Genomic DNA, 13,586 nt, shown 5'->3' on the forward strand with positions numbered 1-13,586 from the left:
GGGCCTCGCGTTGCGCCTGGGCCGCGCTCCTCGCCCTGCTCGGCACGTTCCTGATCACGCCGGGCCGCTTCGCGCCACTGTTCCGCCCGCTCACCCCCGGCGACACGCCGCCGATCTACGCGCAGACGCCGCTGCTGACACTCGCCGTCAATCACCTCTTGCTGGTCGCCGTCGCAACCCTGACGGCCGCCGTGATCGCCCTCGGCCTCGCCGTCGCAGCGACGCGGCCGGCCGGGCGCGACGTGCTGCCGTTCGCCCGGTCGGTGGCCCGCGTCGGCCAGACCTTCCCGCCCGTGGCGGTCCTGGCCCTGGCAGTGCCGATCTTCGGGTTCGGCGCCGTCCCCACCCTCATCGCGCTCGTGCTCTACGGGCTGCTGCCGATCTTCGAGACCGCACTCACCGGACTCGACGGGCTCGATCCGGCGGTGATGGAGGCCGCGCGCGGCATGGGCATGACCGACTGGCAGCGGCTCCTCCGCGTCGAGCTACCCCTGGCGCTGCCGATGATCCTGTCAGGGATCCGCCTCGCTGCGGTCATCGGCCTCGCGACGGCGACGATCGGCTCGACGGTGGCGGCCAGCACCCTCGGCGAGGTCATCGTCTCCGGCCTCCTCACCGGCAACACCGCCTACGTGCTGCAGGGCGGCCTCGTGGTGTCGGCGCTGGCGCTCCTGATCGATGCCGGCTTCCGCTATCTCGAGCGCGGCGCGACACGCCGGGCTGGATTCGGTTCCTAGAAGCGGCTAGAAAGCCCGCGGGGCCGTACGCGCGACCCTGGGGCGTGGAACCCCCTGTCTGATGGTTGGTGCCGACCAGAACGGCACCCGCATCCTTGGCCATACGGTCGGGGAGCCTGCGACGCATGTCCAGGCGTTCCGGCGCTAAAGGTCGTAGGGACCGTTCAGACACGGTTTTCCAACTCCCCGACTCGGGATGGTCGAAGGCTCGTTCGCGGGGGCGCACCGCGAGCCAGAGCCCGTTGGGAGGATGGACCATGGGCTCCAGCGATCCCGATACGCGCAGACGGCAGCTTGCCCGGTTGCGCGCGGCCTACGAGGCCCATCCAGGCCGTCCGGACCCCACAGCCATCGGGAGCGGCGCGCGCCACTCGCGGGCGCTGCTGGGACGCATACTCGTTGTGCTCGGCGGCTTGCCGGACGTGAGCGGCCTGCCGGCGGTCGGACCGAGCGGAAACGGGCGCGCCCGGCCGTAGCGGGACCCGAACGCCTCCTCGTCCTGAACGGCGCGACGGCTCCGGCCACTGAAGACCAGCCTCCCGGCCAGACCCTGCAGATCACCGACTCGCCCACCACTCCGTCAGACGATTCCGACCAAAAAATCTCGTTGCGTTCGATCCATATTGAATATTCATCCGGCCGAGAACAGTATTACACGGACGCTCATGATTCGGTAGGCTGTCGTCCGACAGAACGATCGAAGCCGACCGGTCTCGAATGCGTCGGACTGGGAGGTCGCCATGACACCAAGGGCCATCCGCGCAGCATCCCTCACGAGTCCATCCGCCACCGCACTCGGCCTGCTTCTCCTCGGCGCGATCACGGCCCGCGCCGAGGACATGCCGCGGCAGGGTGATTTCAGGATCACCTATACGTCGACCAGTATCTCCGCACAGAAGCCTGTGGTGATCGGCGAGAACCGCACGGCCTCGGCGAGCATCAACATGATGACCGCCGTCAACGAATCGGGTGGCCGGCTCCTGCACAACATGGCCGGACGCTGCACTTCCGCCCCGCTCATCGACAATACCGCCAAGACCCTCGAGAATCACGGCTATTGCGACTACGTCGACGCCGACGGCGACCACGTCTTCGAGAAGTGGGACTATCCGGTTCAGCCTCTGGGCGCGGTCAACGAGGGGACGGGCGAGTGGATCGGCGGCACCGGCAAGTTCGCGGGCCTGTCCGGGACCATGAAGATCCGCTCCCGACGGTTGAACTCCCTCACGGAGGGTGCCGTCCAGGTCGTCGGCGAGAAGCTCGGCAGCTACAGCTTCACCAACACGGTGGCCAGCGCGAAGCCGGATTGACGGGCGCGGACGGGTTGGCGCGCCGCGGCGGGACAGGCGGGCCGAGTTGGCGGTAAGACGCCGCCCATGACGCCCGCCGACCGAGACCGGTTCGAGAAATGCCTCACCCTCGCCGCCCAGGGCGGCACGGCGGGCGAGCGCGCGGCCGCTTGGGCTGCCGCCGAGCGCATCGCCCGGGGCGCCGGACTCACCCTCGCCGAGGCGGCCGAGATCGTCCGGCGGAGTGGGCAGGCGTCCGAGCCCCGGGCGACGCGTCCGCCTCCGCCCCGGCGGACCTATCCTTGGGCGCAACCCAAGGCGCCGGTGACGCCTATCACGGTCGAGGAACTGCTCCGTCAGAAGGCCGAGACGGAAGCGTGGCGGAAGCGGTCGGCAGCCGCCGCCGACCGCCGCCGGAAGCGGGAGCGCGCCGACCAGGACGTCTACGCGGCGGAGCAGCGCGCCCGGCAGGCGGAGCGCGACCGGGACTGGGCGCGCACGCGCGCCGATCCTCCAGACACGGCGCGGAACGAGACCTGAGCGCAGGTCACCCGGCGGACAGCCGGTTCAGCGGTGATGCCGCGGGCGCGCGCCCCGGTGCGTTCGCACTCGGCGGTGGCGCGGCGCGATCCGCGGTGCCGCCTGCGGCTCCGCGGCGACCGCCGGGCCGGGCGCGACGCCGTCATGGGCCGCCACGACCCGCCGGGCCTCCTCGACGCTCATGTCGCAGGCGCTCGTCATGCCCTGCAGGGCACCCAGGGCGCGGTTGTATTCGGGGAGGTTGGTGCATCCGGGAACGCCCCAGGCCCCGGCGGGGGTCGGCGCCGCACCCGCGGCCGCCAGCATGAGGGCGGCAAGACCGTTCCTGACCGACACGGATCATCCTCTTGATCGCAAGGGCCCGATTCACGCCCTCGCTGAGGAAACGCGGTCATCCCCACGGTGGGTTCACCGTCGCGGAATCAGGCCCCGCCGCACATATGCTGCGAGTCGGGCAGCGTCCAAGAATCCAGCGTGCGCAGGTTGGTCGTGGTGTACATCTTGCCGCGATCGTCGCCCTTGGGGCAGCCGGTCGGCAAGGCGACGAGGCAGGTCAGGACCCGGTCTCCGACCCGCGACCGCCCGATGGGCTCGATATAGGCATAAGAGATGCCGTAGACGCCGTTCTTCAGATCGACGCTCGTCCCATCGCCTGTCCCGTCGCCCTTCGGCTTCACGAGCGTATCGCTGAAGCGGGTTCCGATCCGCGTGATCGTGGTCGACACGCAGGTGCCGATCCGTGTCGGCATCTGTGCCTCGGCGACGCCAGGCACGAGGCCGAGACCGCCAAGAAGGACGAGCACGCCGGCCAGACCTTTGCCGAAGCGGCCCGCCATCAGGCGGCTTCGAGCAGGAAATCGGCCCTTCGGAACATCAGCTCGCGCCGGTAGAAGTAGACGCCCTGCTGCCGCATTGCCGCATGCGCCGCATCCGCGTCGAACCCGTACGGCTTGTCCCGCGCGGTGTCGATGCAACTCACATACTTCCAGCGCACACCGTCGATCACCGACGGGATCGGCTGATCCTGCCGGACGGCGCAGAACTGCGCTCCATCGGAGGCCTCGACGAAAATGTAGAACGTCTTCCGCGCGCACATCCGAACCTCCAAAGGTCTCGGGGGTGTAACTGCAACGCCACGGTCAAGTTATAATCTCATTGCGCCACAATAGTCAAGCTTCTGCCACATTTCTGTCACGCATGAGACGGAGCACCCCGGCCGTCGGCCTCAGAGGCAACCGACGCGCCGCAGTGCGCCGATCAGCTTCCGGCCGACACGATAGCCGTTGAGGGACTCGGCGCCGAGGATGCGGACGGTCTCGGCCGTGGCGGTTCGATCGTAGAGGAACAGCTGGAAAACCGCCCGTCCCTGCGCCGGATTTCCAGCGCTGACCTGGCCGCAGAACGCCACCATGGGCTCCGCCCCTGCGGTGATCGGCCGGACCTTGCGGAACCGCACCAGACCCGCATCCGGGAACGCCGCCGCGACCCGGGCCCGCATCTCGGCTTCCGACGGATCATCCACCTCCTGCCCGTGCGCACAGGGCGCTGCGAGCAGCATTCCGAAGAGTGCCACCAGCAACACGCACCCTCGGCCTGCCGCAGGCACCGCGCGGTGCGTGGCCGTGAGGGCGGAAAAGCTCTGCACTCTCGGCCTCGACACGGTCAGGCGGCGTGTGGCGGTCATGGAGAGACTTCGCAATCCGGTAAGACGGCATTGGATCACGAAGACTGGCGAAGCAAAAGCGCCAGACCACTCCCCTTGAAATCTCAGACATGAGTGCCGGCTCATTCGCGACCGAACGCCATCGCATATTCAAGCAAAGAATTTTTTATTCAAATCAAGTCACTTGCCGGATACATCATGGATCATTGACACCCGATAATGTCCGAGTAAGCATGATGAACGGAAGGTTTCGCGAGGATCGAAGATGGGATCGATCGAATTGCGCACGGACCAGGACAGTCGCGAACCGACGCTCAGCGAGGTCGCGGTGCGAGTCGTAACCGCCTATCTGTCGTACAACGCGATCCCGCACACCAGTGTGCCGCCGCTTCTGGCGACCGTGCACGGAGCGCTGTTTGCACTCGCCGACCGACCGGAGGCCGTAGAGGCGCGCCCCGAACAGCCCTCGCCCGCACAGATCCGCGGGTCCGTCCGCCAGGATGGCATCGTCAGCTTCATCGACGGCCGATCCTACAAGACCATGAAGCGGCACCTCCGGGCGCATGGGCTCACGCCCGAACTCTACCGCGCGCGCTACGGGCTGCCCGATGATTACCCGATGACCGCGCCCGGCTATGCCGAGCGCCGCTCAACGATCGCCAAGGCGATCCGGCTCGGCCGAAGGGCCGCCTGACCGACGGAAGCCCGTCCGTTCCGCCGAGCGCCGCCGACGACCGCCGCCTTGGTGAACCGATCGCCCGCACGAGCGTAGATATGCCTATATGCCTGACGGGTGACGCGCGCCGGCGACTGTCGGTCCGGGCCTTCGGATCCCGGCGGCCGGTGCGGAAGGGCGAACCGGGGTCCGCACCTTGGGGCGGCGAGATCGATGAGGAGGAATGCGGGCATGAAGGGTCTGTCGGGCTGCGCCGCGATCGCCGTCCTTCTCGGCGCTGGACCAGCCGCCGCGCAGACCGTCCTGGCCCCGTCGGGCGACTCGGCCGTGACGCAGCCTGGCGGGACGGCGGGGCGGGCCGCGCGCCACAACATCCGGGAGGCCTACCGGAACGGGGACGTGGTCGGCCATTGGCCCGCCCTAGCCGCTCCCGCATCGCCGCCGGACCGGTCACGCCGCACGAACCCACGCTTCTAGAGAGCCGGATTCGACGCGCGATGCCCATTCGTGCCCCCGCGACGGACGGCGAGCGTCCGATCCGCGTTTGGGTGAGCGCGGCAAAGCAGACGTCCCGCGGCCCTGCTGGCCCCGAGCATTTTTGAAATCGTCCTGTCACAGGAGGCGAGCAGATCGAGGCGTGCGAGTCGACCGCGTAGCGCGGCGATTACGGTTCGAGATGTCCCGTCCCTATCCGACAGCCCGGTTCCGAACCTCACGGACAGGCGCTCGATGCTTCGACGTGTGATCGCCCTCTCGCTCCTGCTGTGCTGTGCTCCGGCCTGGGCCAAACCGCGCTGGCAGGAATTGCCGCCGACTCCCGCGCCGCTCGTCGGCGAGACCGCGGGCTATGCAGCGGTCAATGGCATCCGGCTGTATTATGCCAGAATTGGCAGTGGCCCGCCGATCGTCATGCTGCATGGCGGCTTGTCGAACTCCGATTACTGGGGTCACCAGGCCGAGGCGCTCGCCAGCCACCACACGGTCATCCTCGTGGACAGCCGTGGGCACGGCCGCAGCACGCGGGATGATCAGCCGTTCGGCTACGACCTGATGACCGACGACGTGGTCGGTCTGCTCGACATGTTGAGGATCCCACGCGCCGACGTCGTCGGGTGGAGCGACGGCGCGATCCTGGGTCTCGACATGGCGATGCGCCACCCCGACCGCGTCGGCAAAGTGTTCGCGTTTGGCGCCAATGCCGATCCTTCGGGCCTGATCGAGGGTGTGGAGAAGAACCCGACCTTCGCCGCCTTCATCGATCGGGCCGGCAAGGAGTACGAGGCCCTCTCGCCGACTCCGAAGGACTATGGCGCCTTCGTCGACGCGGTCGGCCGGATGTGGAGCGGGCAGCCGCACTGGACCGAAGCCGATCTGAAGCGGATCCGCACGCCGGTCCTGATCGCGGACGGCGACCACGACGAGGGTATCAAGCGCGCGCATACCGAATATCTCGCCGCCACGATCCCCGGGCCGGGTCTCCTGATCCTGCCGAATGTCAGCCACTTCGCCTTCCTCCAAGATCCGGCACTCTTCAACGCGGCGCTACTCGCTTTCCTGGATGGACAGTGATTTCCGCGAACGCACCTGCCTAACGTGACGGTCGCGATCCCGAACACTCACATCGAGAGGTGGCACGCAGCGCGTCGCGCGATGGCTCAGCGATGGACACGCGGACAGGCGGCCACCGCCGGTCGACCAGCTCAAATTGCAGATGGCGTCCTATCCGCCCGCGCCGGGCCGGCTCCTCCGAGCCGCGACGACCGCGCGCATGGTGGATTTGTGAGCGCCATCACGTTCCCCGATGCCGGGCGCACCGCTAAGGCGGTGCGTCACCGGCTGCGCGCATGCTCCGGATCGGAGAGGACACACGCGTGATCGATGCCCGAATTCAGGCCGCGAGGCCCCCCGATGCCGCCGTGCATACGGGAGGGTCGGTCGCGGCCGTGACGCAACGGCTCGACGCCCTGCCGATCACGCGGCTTCACGCGGCGGCGCTCGCGGTCTGCACGCTGGGCCTGTTCACCGACATCGCCGAAGTCGCCCTGAGCAACGCGTTGGCGGCGATCTTCCTCGCCCCACCCCACAACATGGCGCGCGGCAGCCTCTCGCTGCTTCTCGCCTCCGTCTTCGCCGGCGGGGCCGTGGGCGCCCCATTCTTCGGGATGCTGGGTGATCGCCTCGGCCGCAGGCGCGCGCTTCAGGCCTCCCTGGCACTGATGGCCGCCGGATCGCTGGCGGCTGCCGCGAGCCAGGGACTCACCGCGCTGACCGTGGCCCGCACGATCTCGGGTTTCGCGATCGGTGGGTTTCCGCCCCTGGTCGCAACCTACCTCGCCGAGGTGATGCCGGCGCGTCACCGCGGCGCGACGCTGCTGATCTGTGCCGGGATCGGGCTTCTCGGCGGCCTGGCGGTCATCCTCCTGGTTCAGGCGCTCTCACCGGGCGTGCCGCTCGGGATTGAGCCGTGGCGCTGGGCGCTGATCCTCGGAGGCGCCCTGGCGGCGCTCGGCGGCTTCCTGTTCGCGCGGTTGCCGGACTCGCCGCGGTGGCTCGCCTCAATCGGGCGCTCCATCGAGGCCGACAGCGCCTGCCGCCTGTTCGAGCGCGCCGCCGGCCGGCTGCCGGTCTCGACACCAGCCGGACCGGCCGCCACGCCGGCAGCACCCGGGGCGGCGGGCTTTCGCGCCCTGTTCACCGGGACGCACGAATTGCGACGGACCGGCCTGTTCGTCGGGCTCTACACGCTCGCACCCCTGGCGACGATCGCTTTCCCGCTGCTCAGCGCCGTCGTCATGGTGGAGAAGGGCTTCAAGGTCGAGCAATCCCTCGCCTTCGCCGCGCTGTCGATGCTCGGTCCGCCGCTGGGCACTCTGCTGACCGCGCTGGTGATCGACCGGCTCGAGCGGCGCGCCTGCCTGACGGGTCTGGCGGCAGCGATGGCCGCCCTGGGTACCGGCTTCGCGGCGAGCGGCACGTTCCTGACGCTGGTCCTGGTCGGCATCGCTTTCAACACGGCGGCGGCGACCTACGGCAGCATCCTTGCCGTCTATGCGACGGAACTGCTCCCGACACCGCTGCGGGCTTCGGCCATGACCTGCGCCTGGGCCGGCGGCCGGATCGTCGCGGCGCTGGCGCCGATCATCCTCCTGCCGATCCTCACGGCCTACGGACCGCATGCGATGTTCGCCGTGATCACGGTCGTTCTGGGCGCGAGTGCGACCCTGCTGGTCGCGGGTCCGCGCGGCCTGTCAGGCCAAGCCGTTGCATAAGTCTTGCGGGGCCGTCCCACCTTGCCGGGTCGGCAGGGCATCGATTGCCAATCCGGCAAGATTCACAGGATAGACTTGTGCAGTCGGCGGGAGGGCGCCGCCGGACGGGACGGGAGCGTCACACGTGTCTAGCCCGGTGCTTGTCCCGAGCCTCGTCGAGACGACGAACCATATCGAGCCCAAGCGGTCTTTCGAGTTCTGGCGCTGCACGGCACTGGCGGCGTTCGGCGATATCGACCGGCAGCATCCGCGGGAGCGGTTCTCGGCCAAGCGCCTGACCGTGGCCTCAACCGGTTGGTCGCTGACCCACACGGTGAGCAGCCCGGTCGAGGTGGAGTTCCGCTCCCGCCACGTCGACCGGAACGCCCGCGGGATCGTGGTGATCGGCCTCGCGCTCGACGGTATCGGCTACCAGGAGCAGAACGGCCGCGGGGCCCAGCTGACCCCTGGCGACATCAGCTTCCTGTCGCGGAACCGGCCCTTCGTGGCCGGCACCCAGAGCGCCTACGATGAGATCCGCCTCGCCGTACCGCGCGAGTTGTTCGAAGCCTGGGTCGGCGACGCCGACGCGTTCGTGGGCCGCAGCCTCACCCCGCACCCGGCCGGGGCGGAGGTCCGGTTCCGGCTGCGCAGCCTGGCCAACTCGATCGCCTGGATGTCCGAGGACGAGGCGCAGGCGGCCATCGAGGGCGTGCTCCATCTCCTCGGCCGCCTCGTCGACGGCGCGGCCCAGCGCACGAAGCCCGAGGAGGTCTCGCAGGCGGCCGTCGTCTCGCTCGCCCGCGCCCATATCGCGCGCCGGATGCACGATCCCGACCTGAACCCGCGCGACATCCAGGTGGCACTGGGTCTGTCGCGCACCAGCCTGTACCGCGCCTTCGCGGAGACCGGCGGCATCGCGGCGGCGATCCGGGACGCGCGCCTCGACCTGGCCCGCAGGCGGCTCCAGGCCGCCCGCGACGACAAGATGCGGATCGCCACGATCGCCTATGCGTGCGGGTTCACCGACGTGCCGACCTTCAATCGCGGGTTCCGCAAGCGCTTCGGCCTGGCGCCGGGTGACCTCCGGCTCGCCCTTCCCTAGGCGAACCGAGTCAGCCCGCGGCGGCCAGATCCGCCGCGCCCCGGACAGAGGCGGGGAAATCGAACACCGCGTCCGCATGCGCGATCGTCGCCGGGCGATGGGCCACGATGACCCGCGTCATGCGCAGGTCCCGCAGGGCGCCGGCGATCACCGCCTCGGTGGCCTCGTCGAGGTGGCTCGTGGCCTCATCGAGGAACAGGATCTCGGGTCGCCGATAGAGCGCGCGCGCCAGCACGATGCGCTGCTTCTGCCCACCCGACAGGGTTGAGCCCATGTCGCCGACGAGGCTCTCGAAGCCCATCGGCATGCGGCGGATGTCGTCCAGAATCGCCGCCCGGGCGGCGCATTCGGCGATCCAGCCCGCATCCGGATGCTCGTCGAAGGCCGCGATGTTCTCGGCGATTGAGCCGGCGAACAGGCCGTCGCTCTGCATCACGCCGGCGATCCGGCGCCGGTAGGACCCGGCGGCAACGCGGATGTCCTGGCCGTCGGCGGTGACGATCCCCTCACTGGGGGGCGTCAGCCCCATCATCACCTTCATGAGCGAGGTCTTGCCGCATCCCGAGGGGCCGGCGATCGCGAAACAGGCGCCGGCCCGGACCGACAGCGAGACCCGGCGGAAGATCCAAGGCTCGTCCGCCCCGTAGCGCAAAGCTAGTCCCTTGCCGGCAAGCGCCCCGGCCTTCAGGGCGACGGCCGGCGGCACGGCGGCCTGAGCGGCGGCGAGATCCTGCTCCTCGGGCTCGCACTGCACGATGTCGGCCAGCCGGTCGGTCTGCACGTCGAGCATGCGCAGCTTGAACCACGCGTCGATCAGGCTGCCGACCCGCGCGGCGAACTGGTCGCGATAGGCGAGGAACGCCACCAGCATGCCGAGCGACAGGGAGCCGCCGATAACAGCGCGGGCGCCCAAGACCAGCAGGATCAGGCGGTCGAGGCCGAACAGGAACTCGTTCGCGCGGCCGAACACGAGGTCGAGGCGCTGCAGCCGCAGCCGGGCGTTCAGGGCCGTGACGAAGTGGTTCATCCAGGCGTTGCCGCGCCGCTCGCGCAGGTCGAGGAGCTTGACGCTCGCCATGCCGCGGACCGTCTCGATGAAGTGCGTCTGCTGGCGGGCCTCGGCCACGAGGGCCTCCTCGCTGCCCTCCCGGTAGGCGCCGTAGGCGAAGACCCGCAGGATCGCGTTGAGCGCCGTCGAGGCCAGGACCACGGCAACCAGCCAGCCGCCGTAGACCGTCAGCATGGCCAGCATGCCGACCGCCATGAGCCCGTCGAGCATGGCCTGGACGAGGTCGGTCGTCAGGCCCTTCTGGATGGTGGCCAGGGAGCCGAACCGCGAGATCACGTCGCCGACGTGGCGCTTCTCGAAATAGTCGAGGGGCAGCCGCGACAGGTGATCGAACAGGCCGGCCGACCACTGGTAGTTCAGCCGGGTCCCGGCCAGCATGATCGCCCAGGTGCGGGCGATGCTGAGGCCGAGCTGGAGCAGCAGCAGCAGCGCGAGGCCGATCGCCACCACGAGGAGCAGGTCGTGGTCGGCATTCACGATCACCTCGTCGATCACGACCTGCGAGGCGATGGGCATCAGGAGGGCGACGAGCTCGATCCCCAGCGACAGGGCCAGGACCTGGGCCAGGGCGGCGCGGATGCCGGCCATGTTGCGGAACAGGTCGCGCAGCCGCAGGCCCGGGGCGGCCCGCTCGCGCCGGAAGCCCGGGTTGGGCACCGCCTCCAGGGCGACCCCGGTGAATTCCCGCGACGCCTCCGCCAGGCTGACCCGGCGCCGGCCGCGGCCCGGATCGTTGATGACGAGGCCGCCGCGCTCGACCCGGGTCAGCACCACGAAGTGGTTGAGGCCCCAGTGCAGGATGCAGGGCAGCCGGAGCCGGGGCAGATCCGTGAGCTCGACCCGCAGGGCGCGGGCCGTCAGGCCCTGCGCGCCGCACAGGTCGATCAGGTTGCGCAGGGTCATGCCCTTGAGGGACAAGGGATGGCGCCGCCGCAGCGTCGCGAGGTCGATCTGGCGCCCGTGATAGGCCAGGACCATGGCGAGGCAGGCCATGCCGCACTCGGCGGCCTCGGCCTGGAGGACGACCGGCACCCGGCGGCGGAGCCCGAAATCCAGCCGGGCGGCGCGGGACGGCGCCGTCACGGCGCGGCCTTCCGGACCGGCAGGGCGTCGAGGCCGCCGCGCGTGACGAGGGCGAGGCTCTCCCGGACATGCGCCACGGGATCGAGCAGCCAGCGGTAGAGCGACCGCTTCTCCAGGGCGATGTCGGCCTCGACCCGCATGCCCGCCTCGAGGCTGCGCCGCTCGCCGTAGGCCAGCACGGTGTCGGAATCGGGCCGGACCACGATGCGGTAGAGGTCGGTCCCCTCGCCCCGGGCGGCCGCGCGCCGCGCGAAATCGGGCGCGTCGTCGCTTCCCAGCGGCGCCCGCGTGACCTCGGTGACGACGCCGCGGTGCAGGCCGAAGCGCTGGAACGGGAAGGCGGCGTAGCGCAGCATCACCGGCGCGCCGGCCTCGGCGAAGCCGATGGCCGACGAATCCACGAACAGGTTGGCCTGGAGGCGCCCGGCGCTCGGCAGCAGGGTCAGCAGCGTCGCCCCGGCCGCCACGGTCTGGCCGACCTGCGCGCGGATCGACGTCAGGGTCCCGGCCTCCGGCGCCCGGACCTCGATGGCGCGGCGCGCCTCGCTCTCGGCCTTCTGCTGCGCCAGCTGGGCGGCGGTCCGGTCGAGGTCGGCGAGGTCGCGGGCCAGCCGGTCGTCGTAGGCGGCGAGCTGGGATCTCGTGTCGGCGAGCTTGCCGTCGATCTGGAGGCGGCTCTGCTGGAACTGGGCGAGCTGCGCGCTCGCCTGCATGTAGAGGTAGTTCTGGCTCTGGAAGTCGGCGGCGCGGGCGTAGCCGCGCGCCACGGCGTCGGCGAGCTCCTCGACCCGCGCCCGGAGCGGCGGAACCAGCTTGTCCTGCAGCTCGATCTGCTTGGCGAGCTGGGCCGACTGCTCGCTCAGATTCGCCACCTGCTCGCGCAGGGCCCGCCGCTCCGTGCCGGCGAGATCGGCCCGGGCGGTCCGCTGCCGCTCCACGCTCTGGCGCTGCCGCTCCAGCTCGGCGATCACGCGCTCCTGCGTGGGGCCGCTCGCCGACACGGCGTCGAGGTCGATCGTGTACAGGAGCTGCCCGCGGGCGACCTTGTCGCCCTCGCGGACGCCGGTCGAGCCCACGCGCCCCGCCACAGGGCTGGCGAGGCTAATCAGCCCGATATCGGGTGCGAGCAGGCCGACGGCGTGGATGCGGCGCGTGTAGGTGCCCTGCCAGGCATAGAGGCCGACGGCCACCACCATGATCATGCAGGCCAAGGCCACGATGCGGATCGGCAGGGGCTGGATGATCTGCGCCTCGCCCAGCCACGCATTGCGCCGCGCCTCGATCACCTCAAGTCGAAAGAGCGGACTTGGCACCCGGCAGTAGCAACCTTTCTGCAAGGAACACGCACATTCGAGAACAATGCGCCGCGCGTTCTCTACCTTACTCGCTCGCATCACACGAGTTCTGTGTCAACACCGTCAAAGATGTGGAATATTGAATAATCCTGCCTGCGTCATAACGTCGCGAATTCGGGAAAAAATCATCTTTTTCAATGGTTTACATCACAACCTCGCTCGACTTCTTCCGCAGCGCAAAATCAGGTCAATTTTTGCACCGTTTCATGCCGCGCCGCGAAGACGGCCGTTGCGGGGCGTTGCTGAAACGCCCGCTTCCCCAGCGCCGAGGGCGGATCGAACGGCAACGCATGGGGCGCGGCGCCGGGAAGGCAAGTCCCGTCAGTTTTTGCCCAATGGTCTATTTGGAGAGGTCTCGATCCATATCGGCGGCTCAAGGCCGATTGACATGAAGCATATCTTTGTAATCCTAAAGGCAGGTGCCGACGTCCAAGGCACCTCGACGCTACGGTCAGGCAATAGACCGCAGCAGTATAACCTTCTTCATAAGTCTCAACCTGGAGAACGATCATGCAGGACAGCATCGATACCGTCCGCGAGCTGAGCGCCGCCGAGCTTGATCAGGTGGGCGGCGGCCTCGGGGTTGGCCTCACCGTCGGTCTTGGGGTCGACGCAAGCCAGGAACTCGGTGCGGTCTCGGGGCTCGTCGGCCAGGCGGGCGGTCTGGTCAGCGGCCTCGTGGGCAGCGTCCTCGGTGCAGTCGGCGGCCTCGTCGGTGGCGTAACCGGCGCCCTTCGCTGACGGCGGCGCATCGGGAGGGCGGCCGCGAGGCCGTCCTCCTCCGCCCCGGATGCGACGCCGTCGGAATCGCTTTGGCCGGC

General features: G+C 69.4%; 15 protein-coding genes. 9 read left to right on the plus strand and 6 right to left on the minus strand.

Going from position 1 to position 13,586, the window contains the following annotated elements:
• Positions 1-35: 35 nt before the first annotated feature.
• The 3 genes from BLT59_RS01280 (at position 36) to BLT59_RS01295 (ending at position 2,566) form a co-directional block, all read left to right on the plus strand.
• Complete coding sequence (locus BLT59_RS01280; RefSeq protein ID WP_244513787.1) at positions 36-737, plus strand: ABC transporter permease; 702 nt, start codon at positions 36-38, stop codon at positions 735-737.
• A gap of 740 nt (positions 738-1,477) precedes the next feature.
• On the plus strand, positions 1,478-2,047 hold the full coding sequence (locus tag BLT59_RS01290; protein WP_091775381.1) for a hypothetical protein: 570 nt from the start codon (positions 1,478-1,480) through the stop codon (positions 2,045-2,047).
• 66 nt (positions 2,048-2,113) lie between these two features.
• Entirely contained in the window at positions 2,114-2,566 is a 453-nt protein-coding gene (locus BLT59_RS01295; RefSeq protein ID WP_091775384.1) for a hypothetical protein, read from the plus strand.
• 27 nt (positions 2,567-2,593) lie between these two features.
• Here BLT59_RS01295 and BLT59_RS01300 read toward each other — a convergent pair whose 3' ends face one another.
• The 4 genes from BLT59_RS01300 to BLT59_RS01315 all read right to left on the minus strand — a co-directional run bounded on the left by BLT59_RS01300 (position 2,594) and on the right by BLT59_RS01315 (position 4,139).
• On the minus strand, positions 2,594-2,902 hold the full coding sequence (locus BLT59_RS01300; protein ID WP_244513773.1) for a hypothetical protein: 309 nt from the start codon (positions 2,900-2,902) through the stop codon (positions 2,594-2,596).
• Between the two features lie 86 nt (positions 2,903-2,988).
• Positions 2,989-3,402, minus strand: a complete 414-nt coding sequence (locus BLT59_RS01305) for a hypothetical protein (protein WP_091775389.1) — start codon at positions 3,400-3,402, stop codon at positions 2,989-2,991.
• Positions 3,402-3,662: a hypothetical protein gene (locus BLT59_RS01310; protein WP_091775391.1), complete on the minus strand. Its 261-nt coding sequence runs from the start codon at positions 3,660-3,662 to the stop codon at positions 3,402-3,404. Before BLT59_RS01310 ends, BLT59_RS01305 begins: the two co-directional genes overlap by 1 nt.
• Positions 3,663-3,791: 129 nt before the next feature.
• Complete coding sequence (locus tag BLT59_RS01315; protein WP_244513774.1) at positions 3,792-4,139, minus strand: hypothetical protein; 348 nt, start codon at positions 4,137-4,139, stop codon at positions 3,792-3,794.
• Between the two features lie 355 nt (positions 4,140-4,494).
• On the opposite strand from BLT59_RS01315, the gene BLT59_RS01320 reads away from it, so the two are divergent.
• The 5 genes from BLT59_RS01320 (at position 4,495) to BLT59_RS01340 (ending at position 9,258) form a co-directional block, all read left to right on the plus strand.
• Positions 4,495-4,923: a Ros/MucR family transcriptional regulator gene (locus BLT59_RS01320; protein WP_175543897.1), complete on the plus strand. Its 429-nt coding sequence runs from the start codon at positions 4,495-4,497 to the stop codon at positions 4,921-4,923.
• 213 nt (positions 4,924-5,136) lie between these two features.
• Complete coding sequence (locus tag BLT59_RS01325) at positions 5,137-5,382, plus strand: hypothetical protein (RefSeq protein ID WP_091775397.1); 246 nt, start codon at positions 5,137-5,139, stop codon at positions 5,380-5,382.
• Positions 5,383-5,634: 252 nt separating this feature from the next.
• Positions 5,635-6,474 (plus strand): alpha/beta fold hydrolase, encoded by an 840-nt coding sequence (locus tag BLT59_RS01330; RefSeq protein ID WP_091775400.1) that lies wholly within the window; start codon positions 5,635-5,637, stop codon positions 6,472-6,474.
• Positions 6,475-6,848: 374 nt separating this feature from the next.
• Positions 6,849-8,174: an MFS transporter gene (locus BLT59_RS01335; RefSeq protein ID WP_244513775.1), complete on the plus strand. Its 1,326-nt coding sequence runs from the start codon at positions 6,849-6,851 to the stop codon at positions 8,172-8,174.
• A 124-nt stretch (positions 8,175-8,298) separates the two neighbouring features.
• Positions 8,299-9,258, plus strand: a complete 960-nt coding sequence (locus BLT59_RS01340; protein ID WP_244513776.1) for a helix-turn-helix domain-containing protein — start codon at positions 8,299-8,301, stop codon at positions 9,256-9,258.
• Between the two features lie 10 nt (positions 9,259-9,268).
• On the opposite strand, the gene BLT59_RS01345 is transcribed toward BLT59_RS01340, so the two are convergent.
• Positions 9,269-11,410, minus strand: a complete 2,142-nt coding sequence (locus BLT59_RS01345) for a peptidase domain-containing ABC transporter (RefSeq protein WP_091775409.1) — start codon at positions 11,408-11,410, stop codon at positions 9,269-9,271.
• A complete protein-coding gene (locus tag BLT59_RS01350; protein ID WP_091775412.1) occupies positions 11,407-12,723 on the minus strand; it encodes a putative HlyD family type I secretion protein in 1,317 nt (438 codons plus the stop codon). Before BLT59_RS01350 ends, BLT59_RS01345 begins: the two co-directional genes overlap by 4 nt.
• Before the next feature lie 552 nt (positions 12,724-13,275).
• Here BLT59_RS01350 and BLT59_RS01355 point away from each other — a divergent pair.
• Positions 13,276-13,506, plus strand: a complete 231-nt coding sequence (locus tag BLT59_RS01355; RefSeq protein ID WP_091775415.1) for a hypothetical protein — start codon at positions 13,276-13,278, stop codon at positions 13,504-13,506.
• Positions 13,507-13,586 lie beyond the last annotated feature (80 nt).

It is taken from the genome of Methylobacterium sp. UNC378MF (assembly GCF_900103195.1).
Lineage (GTDB): Bacteria > Pseudomonadota > Alphaproteobacteria > Rhizobiales > Beijerinckiaceae > Methylobacterium.

Coding starts and splice junctions, on each gene's coding strand:
- BLT59_RS01290 (WP_091775381.1), top strand. CDS start 1,478: ATGACACCAAGGGCCATCCGCGCAGCATCCCTCACGAGTCCATCCGCC.
- BLT59_RS01295 (WP_091775384.1), top strand. CDS start 2,114: ATGACGCCCGCCGACCGAGACCGGTTCGAGAAATGCCTCACCCTCGCC.
- BLT59_RS01305 (WP_091775389.1), bottom strand. CDS start 3,402: ATGGCGGGCCGCTTCGGCAAAGGTCTGGCCGGCGTGCTCGTCCTTCTT.
- BLT59_RS01310 (WP_091775391.1), bottom strand. CDS start 3,662: ATGTGCGCGCGGAAGACGTTCTACATTTTCGTCGAGGCCTCCGATGGA.
- BLT59_RS01320 (WP_175543897.1), top strand. CDS start 4,495: ATGGGATCGATCGAATTGCGCACGGACCAGGACAGTCGCGAACCGACG.
- BLT59_RS01325 (WP_091775397.1), top strand. CDS start 5,137: ATGAAGGGTCTGTCGGGCTGCGCCGCGATCGCCGTCCTTCTCGGCGCT.
- BLT59_RS01330 (WP_091775400.1), top strand. CDS start 5,635: ATGCTTCGACGTGTGATCGCCCTCTCGCTCCTGCTGTGCTGTGCTCCG.
- BLT59_RS01355 (WP_091775415.1), top strand. CDS start 13,276: ATGCAGGACAGCATCGATACCGTCCGCGAGCTGAGCGCCGCCGAGCTT.